Origin of the sequence: Sphingobium sp. BHU LFT2, from assembly GCF_018604485.1 — a bacterium.
GTDB classification, from domain to species: domain Bacteria; phylum Pseudomonadota; class Alphaproteobacteria; order Sphingomonadales; family Sphingomonadaceae; genus Sphingobium; species Sphingobium yanoikuyae_A.
The window spans coordinates 217,305-234,247 of the sequence record NZ_JAFCGW010000004.1 but is presented as its reverse complement, the minus strand read 5'-3'; the positions used below and the strand labels follow the sequence as shown (position 1 = coordinate 234,247).

The window sequence follows — 16,943 nt, the reverse complement described above, 5'->3', positions numbered from 1 at the left end:
GGGAATATGAACCTGTGATCCACGTCCTCGCCTTTTACCTGTTCGCCATTCTGGTGGTGAGCAGCGGCGCGCTCACGATATTGTCGCGCAACCCGGTCCACTCGGTCCTCTGGCTGATCCTGGCCTTCTTCAACGCTGCCGGTCTGATGATCCTGCTCGGCGCCGAATTCATCGCGATGCTGCTTGTCATCGTCTATGTCGGTGCGGTCGCGGTGCTGTTCCTGTTCGTCGTCATGATGCTCGACATCGACTTCGCCGAACTGCGCGCCGGCTTCGTCAGCTATCTGCCGTTCGGCCTGCTGATCGCGCTCGTGCTGCTGGCGGAAATCGTCCTGGGAATCGGCCTGTGGAGCGCCGGCCCGATCGAACTCGCGCAGCGTGCGGCCCCGGCCAATCCGGAACTTTCCAACATCCAGGCGATCGGCGGCATTCTCTACACCCGCTACATCTTCCTGTTCGAGGCGGCGGGTATCGTCCTGCTGGTCGCGATGATCGGCGCCATCGTGCTGACCCATCGTGCCCGTGGCGGCGTCCGTGGTCAGAATGTTGCCAAGCAGAACCGCCGTCGTCCGCAGGACGCCGTGCGCAACATCAATCAGCCCGTGGGGCAGGGGGTGGAGCTGTGATCGGCCTTCAACATTATATGGTGGTCAGCGCCATCCTCTTCGTGATGGGGGTGCTCGGCATCTTCATCAATCGCAAGAATGTCATCATCATCCTGATGGCGATCGAGCTGATCCTCCTCAGCGTGAACATCAACCTCGTGGCCTTCAGCGCCTTCCTGGGCGATCTGGTGGGCCAGGTCTTCTCGATGTTCGTGCTGACCGTCGCGGCGGGTGAAGCGGCCATCGGCCTCGCCATCCTCGTCATTTACTTCCGTGGTCGCGGCACCATCGCCGTCGACGATGTCAACCGGATGAAGGGCTGAGCCAAATCCCATGATCCAGCTTATCGTCCTTCTCCCGCTGCTCGCCGCAGCCATCGCCGGCCTTGGCAACAAGGCCTTGGGCAAGCTGCCCGCGAAGATCGTCACGACCGGCGCGCTGTTCGCAGCCTGCGCCATGTCTTGGCCGATCTTCATCAGCTTCCTGACCGGCCACGCCGAACCCTATGTCGCGCCCGTCTTCACCTGGATCGAAAGCGGCAGCTTCGATGCCCAGTGGGCGCTGCGGGTCGACACCATGACGGCGGTCATGCTGGTGGTCATCACCAGCGTGTCCAGCCTCGTCCACCTCTATAGCTGGGGCTATATGGACGAAGAGCCGGATCAGCCGCGCTTCTTCGCCTATCTCTCGCTCTTCACCTTCGCGATGCTGATGCTCGTGACCGCGAACAATCTGCTGCAGATGTTCTTCGGTTGGGAAGGTGTGGGTCTGGCCTCCTACCTGCTGATCGGTTTCTGGTTCCGTAAGCCTTCGGCCAACGCGGCCGCGATCAAGGCGTTCGTCGTCAATCGCGTCGGCGACCTTGGCTTCATGATGGGCATTTTCGGCACCTATCTGGTGTTCAATACCATCTCGATCCCGGAAATCCTGGAAATGGCCCCGTCGATGGCCGGTTCGACCATCGGCTTTCTGGGCCACCGCTTTGACACCATGACCGTGCTCTGCCTGCTGCTGTTCATCGGCGCGATGGGCAAGTCGGCACAGCTTGGCCTCCACACCTGGCTTCCCGACGCGATGGAAGGCCCGACCCCGGTGTCGGCGCTGATCCACGCGGCTACCATGGTCACCGCCGGCGTCTTCATGGTCTGCCGTCTGTCGCCGATGTTCGAAATGTCGCCGACCGCGCTGACCGTGGTCACCTATGTCGGTGCCGCCACCTGTCTGTTCGCCGCCACCGTCGGCACCGTGCAGACCGACATCAAGCGCGTCATCGCCTATTCGACCTGTTCGCAGCTGGGCTACATGTTCTTTGCGGCCGGTTGCGGCGCCTATGGCGCGGCGATGTTCCACCTCTTCACCCACGCCTTCTTCAAGGCGCTGCTGTTCCTGGGCGCCGGCTCGGTCATCCATGCGATGCATCATGAGCAGGACATGCGCTACTATGGCGGCCTGCGTAAGAAGATCCCCGTGACCTTCTGGACCATGACGCTCGGTACCCTCGCCATCACGGGCGTCGGCCTGCCGCTCGTCGGCGTCGGTTTCGCCGGCTTCTATTCGAAGGACGGCATTCTCGAAGCGGCCTTCGCGTCGGGCGGTGCTGGCATCGGTGCCTATTATGTCGGCGTGTTCGCCGCGCTGCTGACCAGCTTCTACAGCTGGCGCCTGGTCTTCCTGACCTTCTTCGGCAAGCCGCGCTGGACCCAGTCGGAACATATCCAGCATGCCCTCCATGACTCTCATGGGCACGACGATCACGGCCACGGCCATGACGATCACGCCCATGCCGGCCATGATCATGACGATCATGCCCACGCACACGCCGATCATGGCCATGACCATCATGCCCATGACGCTGGCGACGGCACCGGTGGCTACCATCCGCATGAAAGCGGCCTGGTCATGCTGATCCCGCTGCTGGTGCTCAGCCTGGGCGCCGTGCTCGCCGGCTTCGTCTTCCACGACCAGTTCATTGGTCCGGAAGGGGGCATCGAGTTCTGGAAGGGCGCCCTGGCGTTCGACAGCCACCTGATGCACGCCGCGCATGAAGTGCCGACCTGGGTCAAGTTCGGTCCGTTCACCGTGATGCTGACCGGCCTGGTCATTGCCTGGCTGGCCTACATCAAGAACACCGACTGGCCGCAGCGCTTCGTCGCCACCTTCGGCGCCCTGCACCAGTTCCTGCTCAACAAATGGTATTTTGACGAGCTGTACAACTTCCTGTTCGTCAAGCCCGCCTTCGCCATCGGCCGCTTCTTCTGGCAGTTCGGTGACGTCGGCTTCATCGACCGCTTCGGCCCCAACGGGCTGGCTGCTCTGGTCGTGCAGGGCAACAAGATCACCCGTCGGCTTCAGTCCGGCTACCTCTACACCTATGCGCTGGTGATGCTGATTGGCCTCGCCGCGGCTGCAACCTGGGCGATGACACGATAATGGACGGCTTCCCCATCCTCTCCCTGATGATGGCAGTGCCGATGGCTGGTGCCATCGCCTGCCTCTTCGCTGGCGCCAATAATGCGCGCTGGATTGCGCTGATCGCCACGCTGGTCGATCTGGTCCTGGGCATCGTCCTGTGGGTCAACTTCGATCAGTCGGGCGCAGGCGCCCAGTGGCAGTTCACCGAATATGCGCCGATCTTCGGCCGCTTCGCGTGGGCGCTCGGGATCGACGGCATCGCCTTGCTGCTGATCGCGCTGACCGTGTTCCTGATGCCGATCTGCATCGGCGCCAGCTGGAACGCGATCAACAAGCGCGTCGGCGAATATATGGCGGCGTTCCTGTTCATGGAGGTGCTGATGATCGGCGTCTTCACCGCGCAGGATCTCTACCTCTTCTACATCATGTTCGAAGCCGGCCTGATTCCGATGTATCTGATCATCGGTATCTGGGGTGGTGCGAACCGTATCTACGCCTCGTACAAATTCTTCCTCTACACGCTGCTCGGCTCGGTCCTGATGCTGATCGCGATGATGTGGATGGTGCATGAGGCCGGCACGACCCGCATCCCCGACCTGATGGCTTACAACTTCGATCCGAAGATCCAGATCTGGCTGTTCCTCGCCTTCTTCGCCAGCTTCGCGGTGAAGATGCCGATGTGGCCGGTCCACACCTGGCTGCCCGACGCGCACGTTCAGGCGCCGACCGCCGGTTCGGTCATCCTTGCAGGCGTGCTGCTGAAGATGGGTGGCTACGGCTTCATCCGCTTCTCGCTGCCGATGTTCCCGGAAGCCTCGGCACAGCTCGCGCCCTGGGTCTGGGGCCTGTCGATGGTCGCCGTCGTCTATACCAGCCTCATCGCGCTGGTTCAGTCGGACATGAAGAAGCTGATCGCCTATTCGTCGGTCGCGCACATGGCGATCGTCACCATCGGCCTGTTCGCCTTCAACCAGGCGGGCCTGGAAGGCGCGATGATGGTCATGCTGGGTCACGGCCTCGTCTCGGGCGCGCTGTTCCTCTGCGTCGGCGTCATCTATGACCGTCTGCACACCCGTGAGATCAACCGCTATGGTGGCCTCGCGATCAACATGCCGCGCTACGCCGTGCTGTTCCTGCTCTTCACCATGGCTTCGGTCGGTCTGCCGGGCACCAGCAACTTCGTCGGCGAATTCCTGTCGCTGATGGGCATCTATCAGGTTTCGACCTGGGCGGCGCTGATCTGCACCACCGGCATCATCCTGGGTGCGGCCTATATGCTCTACCTCTATCGCCGCATTTGCTACGGCGATCAGGTGAACGCCGATGCCGCCGCCATGCCCGACCTGTCGGCGCGTGAAATCTGGCTGCTCGCCCCGATTGCCGCGGCGGTGCTCTGGATGGGCGTCTATCCGGAAAGCTTCCTGGCCCCGATGCGTCCCGACATCCGCGCGCTCGAAGCGCGTCTCGCCCCTGCGGCTCCCGCAGGAGATTCCCAGATCAAGATGGGTGCGCCCAAGCCGGTAGGCGAGGGCCATCATGAAGAAGCCGCTGCGCACGGGGAGGCGCACTAATGATCGAAACCGCTTCCCTTCTGGCCGTACTGCCGGAACTCATCCTCACCGGCTCCGGCTTGGTGCTGATGCTGATCGCTGCCTTCGGTGGTGACCGCTCGACCCATGCCGTCAACTGGCTGGCAGTGCTTGCGCTGCTCGCCGCCGGCCTCAGTCTCTGCACCTCGATGGCGCATGGCCCTGTCGCGTTCGACGGCCTGGTCCGTGCCGACGCCTTCTCGGTCTATGCCAAGGCGTTGATCTATGGCGCGGCCGGTGCGGCCATCCTGCTGGCCCCGCGCTTCTTCGCCACCGGCGGCGCGCTGCGTCCCGAATATGCCGTCCTGATCGTCTTTGCCGCCATCGGCATGGGCATGATGGTGTCGGCCGGCGACATGCTGACGCTCTATGTCGGCCTGGAAATGAACAGCCTCGCGTCCTACGTGCTGGCCAGCTTCATGCGCCAGGACGAGAAATCGTCGGAAGCGGGCCTGAAATATTTCGTGCTCGGTTCGTTGGCCAGCGGCATCCTGCTCTACGGCATCTCGCTGCTCTACGGCTTCACTGGTTCGACCGCGTTCGACGGCATCGCCATCGCCATGGGCGACGGCGTGTCGAAGGGCGAGCTGTTCGGCCTGGTCTTCGTGCTCGCGGGCCTCGCCTTCAAGATCAGCGCCGTGCCGTTCCACATGTGGACGCCCGACGTCTATGAAGGTGCGCCGACCCCGGTCACCGCCTTCTTCGGCAGCGCGCCGAAGGTCGCCGCGATGGGCCTGATGGTCCGCGTCGCGATCGAAGCGCTCGGCCCGGCCGGTCTCGACTGGCAGCAGATCATCATCTTCGTTGCGCTCGCGTCGATCCTGTTCGGTGCGGTCGCAGCGATCGGCCAGACCAGCATCAAGCGTCTGATGGCCTATTCGTCGATCAACAATGTCGGCTTTGCGCTGGTCGGCCTCGCCGCCGGCACGCCCGCCGGCGTGGCCGCGACGATGAGCTACATGGCGATCTACGTCGTCATGACCATCGGCGCCTTCGCCTGCATCCTTCAGATGCGGGATGCCGACGGCAAGCCGGTCGACACGATTGCCAGCCTCGCCGGCCTGTCGCAGTCGCGCAAGGGCCTGTCGGCCGCCTTCGCGATCTTCATGTTCTCGATGGCCGGTATCCCGCCGCTGTTCGGCTTCTGGGCGAAGTTCCTGGTGTTCGATGCTGCGGTCGCCGCCAACCTGACCGCGCTCGCCGCCTTCGGCATCGCCATGTCGGTGATCGGCGCCTTCTATTATCTCAAGATCATCAAGACGATCTATTTCGACGAGCCGGCCGCGCCCTATGAGGCGAAGGGCGGGGCGGTCGAGAATATCATCATGGCCGCCTGCGCCATCGTGATCGTCTTCGGTTATCTGCTTAACCCGCTGCTGGACAAGGCCAGCGCGGCTGCGGCGGCCTCACTGTTCTGACGCAGTTTCGCACCGTAGAAGAAACCGGCTCCACCAATGCCGACATGCTGGCATTGGCGGAGCAGGGTGAAACCGAGGGCCTCTGGCTGCGCGCAAAGCGACAGTCCGGAGGCCGCGGTCGTTTGGGCCGGGCGTGGGAAAGCCCGGTCGGCAATCTCTATTGCTCCACCCTGATCCGGCTGCAGCCGGGCGACCCGATGGCGCACACGCTGGCGCTGGTCGCGGCGAACGCCGTCCATGCGCTGGTCGCGCCGCTCTGTGCCGGACAGGCGCGGATCAAATGGCCCAATGACATATTGGTCGACGGCGCGAAGATCGCCGGCATATTGCTGGAACGCACCGGCGATGCCGTGGTCGTCGGCATCGGCATCAACGTCACCCATTTTCCGCAGGGTCTCGACCGGCCGGTCACCAGCCTCGTCGCGCAGGGCGCGGACGGGGAGCGGGCGGACGCCGCCGCGCTGCTGGAGCGCCTCGCCCAGCTTTTCGCCCATTGGCTGGCGATCTGGCGTGCCCAGGGGCTTGATCCGGTGCGCACCCACTGGCTGCTCAATGCCCATCCGACCGGCACGCCGATGCGCGTCGTCCAGCCCGATGGCGACGTGGTGGAGGGCGGTTTCGGCACGCTCGACAGCCAGGGCATGTTGATCCTGCGCTTGGCGAATGGCGATACCCGTGCCATTCATGCCGGCGATATCTTTCTCATCTGAGGGTTCGGCCATGCTTCTCGCGATCGACGCGGGCAACACCAATGTCGTTTTCGCGCTGCTCGACGGGCGTGAGATCAAGACGCGCTGGCGCATCGCCACCGATCCGCGCCGCACCGCTGACGAATATGCGGTGTGGCTGAACCAGCTTTTGATGCTGGAAGGCTACGCCATGGCCGATGTGGACGCGGTGATCGTCGCCACGGTCGTGCCGCGCGCGCTTCACAATCTTCAGGTGCTGGCAGACAAATATTTCAAAACCACCGCGCTGGTCGCCGGCCAGGGGCTGGTCGACTGGGGCATCGAACTGGACGTGGCCGAACCGGCCTCGGTCGGCGCCGACCGGGTTGTAAACGCGATCGCGGCCCACCATCTTTATGAGGGCGACCTGATCGTGATCGATTTCGGCACGGCGACGACCTTCGACGTGGTGGACTATCGTGGCGCTTATAAGGGCGGCATCATCGCGCCAGGCATCAATCTGTCGCTCGATGCGCTGGTGGCGGCTGCGGCCAAGCTGCCCCGCATCGCGATCGCCCCGCCAGAGAACCGATCGGTTATCGGTCGCACCACGGCCGACGCCATGCTGATCGGCGTCTTCTGGGGCTATGTGGCGATGATGGAGGGGCTGGTCGCCCGGATGCGGGCCGAGATCGGCCGCCCGACCAAAGTGATTTCGACCGGAGGACTCGCCGTCCTCTTCAATGACAATAGCGATATTTTCGATGCGATCGCGCCCGACCTGACGATCCAGGGCCTCGCATTGCTGTACGAACGGAGTTTACAGACAGAATGACACCCAAGGACGAGCTGCTCTTCCTGGCCCTCGGCGGCTCGGGCGAGATCGGCATGAACGTCAATCTTTATGGTTGCCAGGGCAAATGGGTCATGGTCGATCTCGGCCTGACTTTTGCCGACCCGCTTTATCCCGGCGTCGAGCTGGTGCTGCCTGACCTTGCCTTCATCGAGGAGCGCAAGGACGACCTGCTCGGCATCGTGCTGACCCATGGCCATGAAGACCATATCGGCGCCATCCCCTATCTGGCGGCGGACCTGGGCGTGCCGCTCTATGCCACGCCCTTCACCGCCGGCCTGATCCGGCTGAAGCTGGAGGAAGAGGGCCTGACCAAGGAGGTCAAGCTCCACGTCATCGAGAATGAAGGCAGCTTCAATCTCGGTCCGTTCGGCTTCCGCTACGTGCCGCTGGCCCATTCGATTCCGGAGGGCAATGCCGTCCTGATCGACACGCCGCATGGCCGCATCTTCCACACCGGCGACTGGAAGCTGGACGCCGCCCCGCTGCTTGGCCAGCCCTCCACCCCGGAGGAACTGACCGCGATCGGCGACGAGGGCGTGCTGGCCTTGGTGTGCGACAGCACCAACGTCTTCAATCCAGAACCATCGGGTTCTGAAAGCACGGTGCGCGATGGCCTGATGCAGACCGTCGCGGCGGCGAAGGGCCGCGTACTGGTCACCACCTTCGCCTCCAACGCTGCGCGCGTGCAGACGCTGGGCGAGGTCGCGGCCGCCACGGGCCGCAAGCTGTGCGTCGCCGGCCGCTCGCTCGATCGCATCATCAGTACCGCCAAGGCCGCCGGCTATCTCAAGGATTTCCCGCCGCTGGTCGACTGGGACGATGCGATGGACCTGCCGCGTTCGGAAGTGATGTTCATCGCCACCGGCGGCCAGGGTGAGGCGCGCGCCGCGCTCTCGCGCATCGCCTTTGACAGCCACCCGATCAAGCTGGCCGAGGGCGACACCGTCGTCTTCTCGTCCAAGCAGATTCCGGGCAATGAGATCGCGATCGGCCGCATCCAGAATGCGCTGGCGACCAAGGGCATCATCATGGTGACCGACCGCCAGGCCGAGGTCCATGTCTCGGGCCATCCGGGCCGCCCGGAACTGGAATCCATGTATCGCTGGATCCGGCCCGCCATCCTGCTGCCGGTCCATGGCGAACGCCGCCACATGGCGGAACAGGCGCGGCTTGGCCTCGCCACCGGCATCCCCGATGCCGTGGTCCAGTCGAACGGCGACCTGCTGCGCCTGGCGCCGGGCAAGCCGACGATCATCGGCCATGAGGATACCGGCCGTCTGGTGCTTGACGGCGACGTCATCCTGCCCGCCGACGGCGCGACCATGAACGAACGGCGCAAGCTCGGCCTGCACGGCCAGATCAGCGTCGCCGTGGCGCTCGATGCCAAGAACCGCCTGATCGGCGAACCCGTGCTGCGCACCCAGGGCGTGCCGGTGGAGGAAGACAAGGATGCCTTCCTCGCCGAAGCGGCCGAGGAAGCGGCAGCGGTCGTGCCCAAGGGATCGATGGAGCAGGAAGCCCTGCGCGAACGCCTGCGCCTCGCCGTGCGCCGCACCGCGACCCGCTGGACCGGCAAGAAGCCGATCGTCGACGTGCTGCTGATCCGCGCATGATATGAGAGAGCGCCGTTCGCGATCCTGCGGGAGCAAGGCGAACGGCGCTTTCGCAAATGCTCAGAAGATTCTAGGCTCAGGCCGATCAAGATTGAATCGTCATGGCGAGCGAAAAAGCGCCGCCATGACGGGAGAGGATAGGGGCATGCGCTGCAATTTCGGGCGGGCCGGATGAACTGGTACGCCATCTTCGCCATCTATGTGCTGTTCTGGGTGATCAGCGCCTTCCTCGTCCTGCCCTTCGGCCTGCGCACGCCCGACGAGACGGGCGAGCTACTGCTGAAAGGCCAGGCGGACAGCGCCCCCAGCAACTTCCGCCCCGGCCGCGTCATGCTGCGCGCCACCCTGCTCTCGGCCGTTCTGTTCGGCCTCTATTATGCCAATTATGTGCAGGGCTGGGTCACGATCGACAACATCCCCGGCCTCCATCCGCCACGCTGAGCGGGGATGCTATGTACCGGCGGCGCGGGCAAAACCGATGCCGTGGAAGCGCCACGCAGGGATGGCTAACGACCGCCTGCTTTTCCTCCCGTCATCCCCGCGGAGGCGGGGATCCATCTCGCCAGCGTGGGACCAGAGAGAAGGTTAGGAGATAGATTCCCGCCTACGCGGGAATGACGAATAAGGGTGGGAAGCGGACTGTCTTGTTTCGACCTTAACGGTGGCCAAAGCTGACTGGCACGCCCCTTTTTCAGCTATGTTTTAGCCCATCGTGCCTTGGTTTGGCGGAATCGAAAAAAGAGGACGATCAATAAGAAGGGCACCCAAAAATAGAAAGCTTCTGGGGTGGACGTCAGACCTATCCAAACTTGTCCGCCTAAAAATGCCAATAGCCCCAAGTCAATAATCGCATTTCCCACAATACTTAAAGTTTTGTGCGATTTTTCTGATTTCCAATTCCGCGCCTCTGGCTTGAAGAGAAACCAAATTGCAATTCCTTGAAGCGCAATGCTGGCGACGGGAAATGCCATCGCGTAGTCGGGCAAAGCAGGCTGTTGCGTTCGGAATAATTGCATCACTGTTAGAATGAAATTTCCAACCAGTATCCATTTCGCAATGCGACTGCCAATGCGAGCCACCATTAGACACAGCAACACGAATAAAGAAAGAATGATCAGCAAGATGGTATATATCGCAAACGCTGACAGCTTCTCATTCGCTATCGGCGGCGAAATTAGGAAGGAGATGGCTGATGCGGCGATTGAGCATAGATAAAACCGCTCAAAGGCCCGCAATGCATTCGGCCTCATAACCCTACCCCTCAAACTCGTAACGATGTCGGCTAATAGGTTGGATAATTTGTCAAAGCAACGGCCGCAAATGGTCGCAGGCCGCCCTACCCACATCCGTCTGCCGGACTTGACCCGGCATCCCGCTTTTCTCGCTTTGCGAGCGCGCCCCGACCAAGGCCGCGCTCCCTCTGTCCTATTCGGCCCGTTCATGATCTAATCCAGCCATGAACAGCCGTCTCTCTCGCAAGCATGTCCAGAATTGTCGCGCCGCTGTCGCGTCCCTGTCGCCTGACTGTCGCGTCGGTGGTGCGGGACAGTGACCCTGATCGTGACGCAATAGTCGCGCCACAGGCGCGTCGGTGTCGCGTCGCGGGCGCGTGACAGGTGCAAAAGGCCCGAAATGGCCCGACGACACTGTGAACTTCGGGCCGAAATATACTGTCGCGTCATTCGCCCGACACGCCGACCCTCAAGGCGGCAAATTCGCGCTGTCCTACACCGCGCGCCTCCGCCACAATGCACACGGCTCTTTGACCTGTCGGATATGCCCGCGCGCCGCAGAGGCCAGCCCTAGGGGCGATCGACATTCAGATGATGACGTGACGAAAATGGTGGTTTTCCGTGACCCGGAGCGCAGCGTACTTAAAGTACGTGAGCACCGGAAGCGCGGGAAACCGCCATTTGCAGGCCGTCAGGGCTGGATGTCGATCGCCCCTACCGCTTGCGCGTCAATTCCCGCATCGCCTCGTCCAGCCCCTCCAAGGTCAGCGGATACATACGCTCGTTCATCAGGTCGCGGATGATGCGGGTCGACTGGCTATAGCCCCAATGTTCCGCCGGCGCGGGGTTGAGCCACACGGTCGCGGGATAGGTATGGGCAACGCGCTGCAGCCAGACGGCACCGGCTTCCTCATTCATATGCTCCACCGACCCGCCGGGATGGCTGATCTCATAGGGGCTCATCGCCGCGTCGCCGACGAAGATCACCTTATAATCATGGCCATATTTGTGCAGCACGTCCCAGGTCGGGGTGCGCTCGGCAAAGCGGCGGCGATTATCCTTCCACACGCCTTCATAGAGGCAGTTATGGAAATAGAAGAATTCCATATTCTTGAATTCGCTGGTCGCGGCGGAAAACAGCTCCTCGCACAGCTTGATATGTGGGTCCATTGAGCCGCCCACGTCCAGGAACAGCAGCAGCTTGACCGCATTGTGCCGCTCGGGCCGCATCCGGATGTCGAGCCAGCCCTGCCGCGCGGTGCCGCGGATCGTGGCGTCCAGGTCCAGTTCGTCGGCCGCGCCCTCCCGCGCAAAACGGCGCAGCCGGCGCAGCGCCACCTTGATGTTGCGAGTGCCGATCTCGCGATTGCTGTCCAGATTGGCGAATTCGCGCTTTTCCCACACCTTAATCGCGCGCTTATGCCGGCTTTCCCCGCCGATCCGCACGCCCTCGGGATTATAGCCGCCATGGCCGAAGGGGGAGGTGCCGCCGGTGCCGATCCACTTGCTGCCGCCCTGGTGGCGCTCCTTCTGTTCCTCCAGCCGCTCCTTTAGCGTCTTCATGATCTCGTCCCAGTCGCCCAGCGACTTGATCTTCTCCATCTCTTCGGGGCTGAGGAACTTCTCCGCGACCAGGCGCAGCCATTCCTCGGGTATCTCCGCCTCGACCCCATCCTGGCCCAGCAGCCCCTTGAACACGCGGGCAAAGACCTGGTCGAACCGGTCGATCAGCCCCTCATCCTTCACATAGGTGGCGCGGGCGAGATAATAGAAATCCTCGGGCCGCCGCTCGATCACGTCGCGGTCCAGCGCTTCCAGGAGCAGCAGATGCTCCTTGATGCTGGCGGGGATGCCGGCGGCGCGCAGCGCGTCGAGGAAATTGAGCATCATGGTGCCGATCTTGTCGGCCAGCGCGCCGGGCGATGCAAGCGCCGGGCGGATCGCATTGGCGAAATATTAAGTGTTGCGCCGCACGGTAAACAGTTCAGTATTCATTGTGACAGTTAAGTTGCGGGGGCGGCTTGGAAAACGGAGAATTGTTGGCTGACCTGGGGGAACGGTCGGGCGACATAGCATTGCAATGCAGCGAAACCGCTGGATTTCTGGGCGAAGTGAACCGCCGGATCCAGGGCGATTCGGCGCGCCTGTCGGACTTGCAGGCAAACATGCAGACGCTGACCGCCAGCCAGAATGAGAGCGTGGCGGCGGCCCAGGAGTTGAGCCTCACCGCCGGGCGCGCCGGGCGCATCATCGCCGAGGGGCATGATGTCATCACTCTGTCGCTGGGCGAGGTGGCGGGGCTGGTCGAGCATGTCACCGGCCTCGAAGGCCATTTGCGCCAGTTCCTGCAGGTGATCGAGGCGGTGGGCGGCATTTCCGACCAACTCGGCACGATCGCCCGCCAGACCCGCCTGCTGGGCGTCAACGCCGCGATCGAGGCGGCGCGCGGCGGCGAGGCGACGATGGGCTTTGCCGTCGTGGCGGAGGAAATCCGCCGGCTTGCCGAGCAGGCGGCCGAATCCTCGGCCTCGGTCGGCAGCAAGCTTGGCCAGCTCGACCGCGATGCCCGGCATCTGATCGGGGGGGTGGAGGCGAATATCCAGCGCGGCCGCGACGTCGGCACCCATATCGACCAGCTGCGCCTGTCCATGGCGGAAATCGCCTCGCTGGTGACCCAGTTTGGCGAGCGCTCCAGCGCGATCGTCGCCTGCACCGACGAGGCGGACGCGCATGTCGCGGCGCTGGATCAGGGGCTGGCGCTGTTCGGCCGATCCTCGACCGAGAGCGCGGGACGTGTCGACATGGCCCGCGACAAGATCGAGACGCTGGAGAGCCTGGCCAATGACATGCTCAACACCGCGGCGCAGAGCCGTCTGCGCACCCGCAACAGCCATTATATCGCACTGGCCGAGGATGGCGCGGCCGAGGTTGCGGCGCTGATCGAGGATGCGCTGGCCCGTGGCGAACTGTCGCAACAGGCTTTGTTCGATCGCAGCCATCGACCGATCGCGGGGTCTGAGCCGACCCAATATCAGACTGGTTTCACCGCCTATGCCGATCTGCGGGTGCGGCCGTTGCTCGACCGCCATACCGCGAAGGACGCGACCATCATCGGTTGCTGCCTGATCGACATGGACGGCTATCTGCCCACCCATATCAGCGCGCGCAGCCAGCCCCAGCGCATCGGCGACCCGCGCTGGAACATGGAACATGCCCGCAACCGGCAGATATTCATGGACGCCCAGACCCGCCGCGCGCTCGATGGCGACGATGATTTCTACCTCTTCACCTATCGCCAGAATCTGGGGGAGGGGCGTTATCGGGCGTTGCGCAGCGTGTTCGTGCCGCTGCGCTTCGCCGGGCGGCGCTGGGGCCTGTATGAGGTCGGCTATCTGATCTGATCGACGCGCCTTATGCCATGGATCAGCGAGACCAGCACGAAGGAGATAATCATCAGCAGATACCAGGCGCCCAGCTTCATCAGGCTGACCATCTCCCAGCCATGGCGCTGGCTGGGGTAGGTCCAGGCATTGGCGAATGTACCGATATTCTCCGCCAGCCAGATGAACAGTGCGACCAGGAAGAAGCCGAGCAGCAGCGGCATCCGCCGTGCTTCCCGCCAGGGCGTGAACCAGATCCACGTTCGCCCGAACAGCAGGATGGCGGCGGCGAACAGGGTGATCCGCACATCGGGCAGCCAGTGATGGGCGAAGAAATTCACATAGATGGCGCTCGCCAGCAGCGCCGTTGCCCAGACCGGCGGATAACGGCTGAAACCGAAGTCGAAGATGCGCCAGACCCGCGCGATATAGCTGCCGACGGCGGCATACATGAAGCCGGGAAAGAGCGGCACGGGGCCGATATGGAGCAGGCTGGCCTCCGGATAGACCCAGCTTCCCGCATGGGTCTTGAACAATTCCATGATCGTGCCGATCAGGTGGAAGGCGCAGATCACCAGTGCCTCGCGCGGACTTTCCAGCCGCAGGGCCAGCATCGCGATCTGGATCGCGACTGCGGCCAGGGTCAGGAAATCATAGCGATGCAGCGGCGCGCCGGCGGGATAGAAAAGATGGGTCGCGAGCAGCAGGGCCAGCATCAGTCCGCCGAACAGGCAGGCCCAGCCCTGTTTGAAGCCGAACAGCAGGAACTCATAGGCCCAGGCGCGCGGCCCCGCCGCGACGCGGACCGATTCCAGATGGGCGCGTATCCGCGCAAAGCGGGTCGCGCCCGTGGGGTCGTTCATGTCCCGATGTCTAGCGCGCCATGGCCCGGACGCCAATCATTCCGGCCCCGACAAAAGGGCTTTGCAGCGCGCGCATGATCGTTAAGCTGGCGGAACGACAAAAAATGAGGAGAGGCTGCCGATGGCGGGACGGCGATGGACGCGGGGTGTGGCTTTGGCGCTGCTCGGCGCGTCGGGCGCGGCGCTGGGCACCGATACGCCCCAGCAGGCCCAGGACGAGATCGTCGTGATCGCCGCCCGGATGAAGATCATCAACATCGAATATGCGCTTCGTGGCCCCTGGCTCAAGGCCTGCAATCTCGACGGGACGACCGGCACGCCGGCGGCCGACCGGGCGATCTGCATGTTGCTGCAACAATGCCTGCTCGACGGGAAGACAAGGCGCGAAGAGGCCAAGCAATGCGTCAATGCCCGGATCGATGATCTCGCCAATCATCGGGGCACCCTGCCTGCGCTGGTGAGCGAAGCCGCGCTTGAAACCTCCGCTGCCGGGCAGGATGCACAAGCGGACGAAGCTGAAAAATCCGACGCGATCATCGTCACCGGCGCGCGCCATGTCATCAATCCTGGCCTGTGGCGCTTTACCGAGATCGGCACCTATGTAAGCAGCATGTCCGGACATCATCCTCCCGGCACCCGCCAGTGGGAGGCCTGCATCCCCGATCGCCGCGATGACCTGGCGATCCGCTATGCCGTGGAGGGCCCGCCCCTGCCGGCTGGAACCGGTGGCCCGCATGGATGCCGCCAATGGCGGGTCACTGTGTCAGGGCGCAAATTCGAGGGGCGACTATATTGCGGCCGTGCGCATGGGGGCTTTTCCTATGGCAGGATGAACGGAACGGTCACGGGCGACGGGTTGGAGGCATCTGCCGAACACAAGACTGTTGGCGGACGGGGGCCGCGCGGGAAGGGGCCCGAGAAGCCGCGCTTCTTCGGGAGCCTGAAGACGGAATTGTCGGGGGAGCGCGTCGGCGTGTGCCCCGGTCGCTGATCGGAAGCGAAAGGGCGCTCCGGATAATGTCCGGAGCGCCCAGGATTTTCTAAAACCGCCTCAGTTGGGCTTGCGCGCGCCCTGGCTGATCGTAACCTCGCCATTGGCGGCATAGAGTGCCGTGGCTTCGGCCTGGGCGGTCTGGGGATCCTTGCCGTCCAGGATCGCGGCGATCTGGCGGCCGCTCGGCACCTTGTCATAGACGCCGTAAAGGTCGGTCTGGCCGACCATATGGATCGACAGTTGATAGCCAAGGTCGCGGGTGGCGGGATCGAAGGCGAGGACAGTGCCGCTATCGTCGACCGGCACGATGATCGCGCCATCGCTGCGCCCCGTCTGCTGCAGCATGTCATAGCTGCCCTGTGCGGTCTGGACGGTGCCGCGAATGCACAGATTATCCTTGCCCTCGCGCGGGATGCGGACTTCCTGTGGCACAGGCTGGCCGGCGGTGCCGCTTGGCACGGCTTTGGTCAGGCGCGCGTCGCCGCCATCACCGGTCGGGCAGGCACCGAAGCTGGCCGGGCTGGTCGCGTGAAGGCTTGTCGCATCGTCGAATTTCAGGCCGGCCAGCATGCCGTCCAACCCAGCCAGCACCTCGGCGCGGCGCTCGGTCGGGCCAGTGACGCGCAGCTTCACCATCCAGCGCCCGGCATGGGCGAAGGCGGCCGCCGTGGTCAGCGCGCCATCGGCGGCATCGTCATAGACGGCGCGGATGGCCGTGCCCGCGCGGCCGCCGGCGGCGACGCTGTCATAGGCGGTGCGATGGGTCTTGCCGCCAAACCGCTCCATCACCGCCTTGTCGGTCATGTAGGCGGCAAGCGAAGCGTCGGCATAGGCGGGCAGATAGACATAGAGGGTCGCCTGGATGGCGCCATCCTGCGAAATATATTGGGCATAATTGTCGATGCCCTTGCCGCCGTTCGATACTTCGCCGCTCTTGGTCAGCGACAGGCTGGCGACCGTCTGCGGCAGGCTGATGCCGGCGGCGGTGGCACGTATGGCAGTATCACTGGGCGTCCATGCCTCGATATCGTCCGCCGCCTGCGCCAGCGAGGGCAGGGCCAGGCAGAGAGCCATCGAACATAGGAACAACGCACGTCGGGGCATTGGCATCCTCTCTCTCGATCCAGACCGTCTTGGCGCGGCCTTGAATGACAGAGGATCAGAAAATCACGGATTCCGCAGGGGCGCAAGCCGCCTTTACGCCGGCGGGGCCATTTGCCCCGGAAATCGCGACAATTGCGGGCCGTGACAGGTCCATTGCGGCGCAGCATCGGTGGGGATGACGCCTTCGGCCACGACCAGGCCGGGTTCGC

At 63.5% G+C, this 16,943-nt stretch carries 15 protein-coding genes; 11 read left to right on the top strand and 4 right to left on the bottom strand.

Annotated elements, in window-relative coordinates:
* Nucleotides 1–14: 14 nt before the first annotated feature.
* The 9 genes from JQK15_RS10545 to JQK15_RS10505 all read left to right on the top strand — a co-directional run bounded on the left by JQK15_RS10545 (nt 15) and on the right by JQK15_RS10505 (nt 9,602).
* Entirely contained in the window at nt 15–626 is a 612-nt protein-coding gene (locus tag JQK15_RS10545; RefSeq protein WP_004211740.1) for an NADH-quinone oxidoreductase subunit J, read from the top strand.
* Nucleotides 623–928, top strand: coding sequence for an NADH-quinone oxidoreductase subunit NuoK (gene nuoK, locus JQK15_RS10540; protein ID WP_004211745.1), 306 nt, complete (start codon nt 623–625; stop codon nt 926–928). The genes JQK15_RS10545 and nuoK overlap by 4 nt, the downstream gene beginning before the upstream one ends.
* A gap of 10 nt (nt 929–938) precedes the next feature.
* Complete coding sequence (nuoL, locus tag JQK15_RS10535; protein WP_214865398.1) at nt 939–3,035, top strand: NADH-quinone oxidoreductase subunit L; 2,097 nt, start codon at nt 939–941, stop codon at nt 3,033–3,035.
* Complete coding sequence (locus JQK15_RS10530; RefSeq protein WP_007714750.1) at nt 3,035–4,588, top strand: NADH-quinone oxidoreductase subunit M; 1,554 nt, start codon at nt 3,035–3,037, stop codon at nt 4,586–4,588. Before nuoL ends, JQK15_RS10530 begins: the two co-directional genes overlap by 1 nt.
* A complete protein-coding gene (gene nuoN, locus JQK15_RS10525) occupies nt 4,588–6,024 on the top strand; it encodes an NADH-quinone oxidoreductase subunit NuoN (RefSeq protein WP_004211750.1) in 1,437 nt (478 codons plus the stop codon). Before JQK15_RS10530 ends, nuoN begins: the two co-directional genes overlap by 1 nt.
* Entirely contained in the window at nt 6,021–6,734 is a 714-nt protein-coding gene (locus JQK15_RS10520; protein ID WP_214865605.1) for a biotin--[acetyl-CoA-carboxylase] ligase, read from the top strand. The genes nuoN and JQK15_RS10520 overlap by 4 nt, the downstream gene beginning before the upstream one ends.
* A gap of 10 nt (nt 6,735–6,744) precedes the next feature.
* Nucleotides 6,745–7,527, top strand: a complete 783-nt coding sequence (locus JQK15_RS10515) for a type III pantothenate kinase (RefSeq protein ID WP_017501777.1) — start codon at nt 6,745–6,747, stop codon at nt 7,525–7,527.
* A complete protein-coding gene (locus tag JQK15_RS10510; protein WP_214865397.1) occupies nt 7,524–9,161 on the top strand; it encodes a ribonuclease J in 1,638 nt (545 codons plus the stop codon). Before JQK15_RS10515 ends, JQK15_RS10510 begins: the two co-directional genes overlap by 4 nt.
* A gap of 171 nt (nt 9,162–9,332) precedes the next feature.
* A complete protein-coding gene (locus JQK15_RS10505; RefSeq protein WP_007714730.1) occupies nt 9,333–9,602 on the top strand; it encodes a DUF1467 family protein in 270 nt (89 codons plus the stop codon).
* A 254-nt stretch (nt 9,603–9,856) separates the two neighbouring features.
* Here the strand turns inward: JQK15_RS10505 and JQK15_RS10500 are convergent, their stop codons facing one another.
* Nucleotides 9,857–10,411, bottom strand: a complete 555-nt coding sequence (locus JQK15_RS10500; RefSeq protein ID WP_214865395.1) for a hypothetical protein — start codon at nt 10,409–10,411, stop codon at nt 9,857–9,859.
* 696 nt (nt 10,412–11,107) lie between these two features.
* Nucleotides 11,108–12,283 (bottom strand): vWA domain-containing protein, encoded by a 1,176-nt coding sequence (locus JQK15_RS10495; RefSeq protein WP_161730329.1) that lies wholly within the window; start codon nt 12,281–12,283, stop codon nt 11,108–11,110.
* A gap of 146 nt (nt 12,284–12,429) precedes the next feature.
* On the opposite strand from JQK15_RS10495, the gene JQK15_RS10490 reads away from it, so the two are divergent.
* Nucleotides 12,430–13,794, top strand: a complete 1,365-nt coding sequence (locus JQK15_RS10490; RefSeq protein WP_029547663.1) for a methyl-accepting chemotaxis protein — start codon at nt 12,430–12,432, stop codon at nt 13,792–13,794.
* On the opposite strand, the gene JQK15_RS10485 is transcribed toward JQK15_RS10490, so the two are convergent.
* Nucleotides 13,782–14,636, bottom strand: a complete 855-nt coding sequence (locus JQK15_RS10485; RefSeq protein ID WP_214865393.1) for a DUF817 domain-containing protein — start codon at nt 14,634–14,636, stop codon at nt 13,782–13,784. The two genes, JQK15_RS10490 and JQK15_RS10485, sit on opposite strands and share 13 nt — an antisense overlap.
* 121 nt (nt 14,637–14,757) lie before the next feature.
* On the opposite strand from JQK15_RS10485, the gene JQK15_RS10480 reads away from it, so the two are divergent.
* A complete protein-coding gene (locus JQK15_RS10480) occupies nt 14,758–15,627 on the top strand; it encodes a DUF3617 domain-containing protein (RefSeq protein ID WP_214865391.1) in 870 nt (289 codons plus the stop codon).
* Between the two features lie 60 nt (nt 15,628–15,687).
* Here JQK15_RS10480 and JQK15_RS10475 read toward each other — a convergent pair whose 3' ends face one another.
* Nucleotides 15,688–16,734, bottom strand: a complete 1,047-nt coding sequence (locus tag JQK15_RS10475; protein WP_214865389.1) for a hypothetical protein — start codon at nt 16,732–16,734, stop codon at nt 15,688–15,690.
* Nucleotides 16,735–16,943 lie beyond the last annotated feature (209 nt).

Excerpts from the sequence above, each read along its gene's own strand:
- JQK15_RS10480 (WP_214865391.1), top strand. The coding sequence starts at position 14,758 with ATGGCGGGACGGCGATGGACGCGGGGTGTGGCTTTGGCGCTGCTCGGC.
- nuoL (WP_214865398.1), top strand. The coding sequence starts at position 939 with ATGATCCAGCTTATCGTCCTTCTCCCGCTGCTCGCCGCAGCCATCGCC.
- JQK15_RS10510 (WP_214865397.1), top strand. The coding sequence starts at position 7,524 with ATGACACCCAAGGACGAGCTGCTCTTCCTGGCCCTCGGCGGCTCGGGC.
- JQK15_RS10485 (WP_214865393.1), bottom strand. The coding sequence starts at position 14,636 with ATGAACGACCCCACGGGCGCGACCCGCTTTGCGCGGATACGCGCCCAT.
- JQK15_RS10515 (WP_017501777.1), top strand. The coding sequence starts at position 6,745 with ATGCTTCTCGCGATCGACGCGGGCAACACCAATGTCGTTTTCGCGCTG.
- JQK15_RS10475 (WP_214865389.1), bottom strand. The coding sequence starts at position 16,734 with ATGCCCCGACGTGCGTTGTTCCTATGTTCGATGGCTCTCTGCCTGGCC.
- JQK15_RS10530 (WP_007714750.1), top strand. The coding sequence starts at position 3,035 with ATGGACGGCTTCCCCATCCTCTCCCTGATGATGGCAGTGCCGATGGCT.
- JQK15_RS10505 (WP_007714730.1), top strand. The coding sequence starts at position 9,333 with ATGAACTGGTACGCCATCTTCGCCATCTATGTGCTGTTCTGGGTGATC.
- JQK15_RS10500 (WP_214865395.1), bottom strand. The coding sequence starts at position 10,411 with ATGAGGCCGAATGCATTGCGGGCCTTTGAGCGGTTTTATCTATGCTCA.
- nuoN (WP_004211750.1), top strand. The coding sequence starts at position 4,588 with ATGATCGAAACCGCTTCCCTTCTGGCCGTACTGCCGGAACTCATCCTC.
- JQK15_RS10495 (WP_161730329.1), bottom strand. The coding sequence starts at position 12,283 with ATGATGCTCAATTTCCTCGACGCGCTGCGCGCCGCCGGCATCCCCGCC.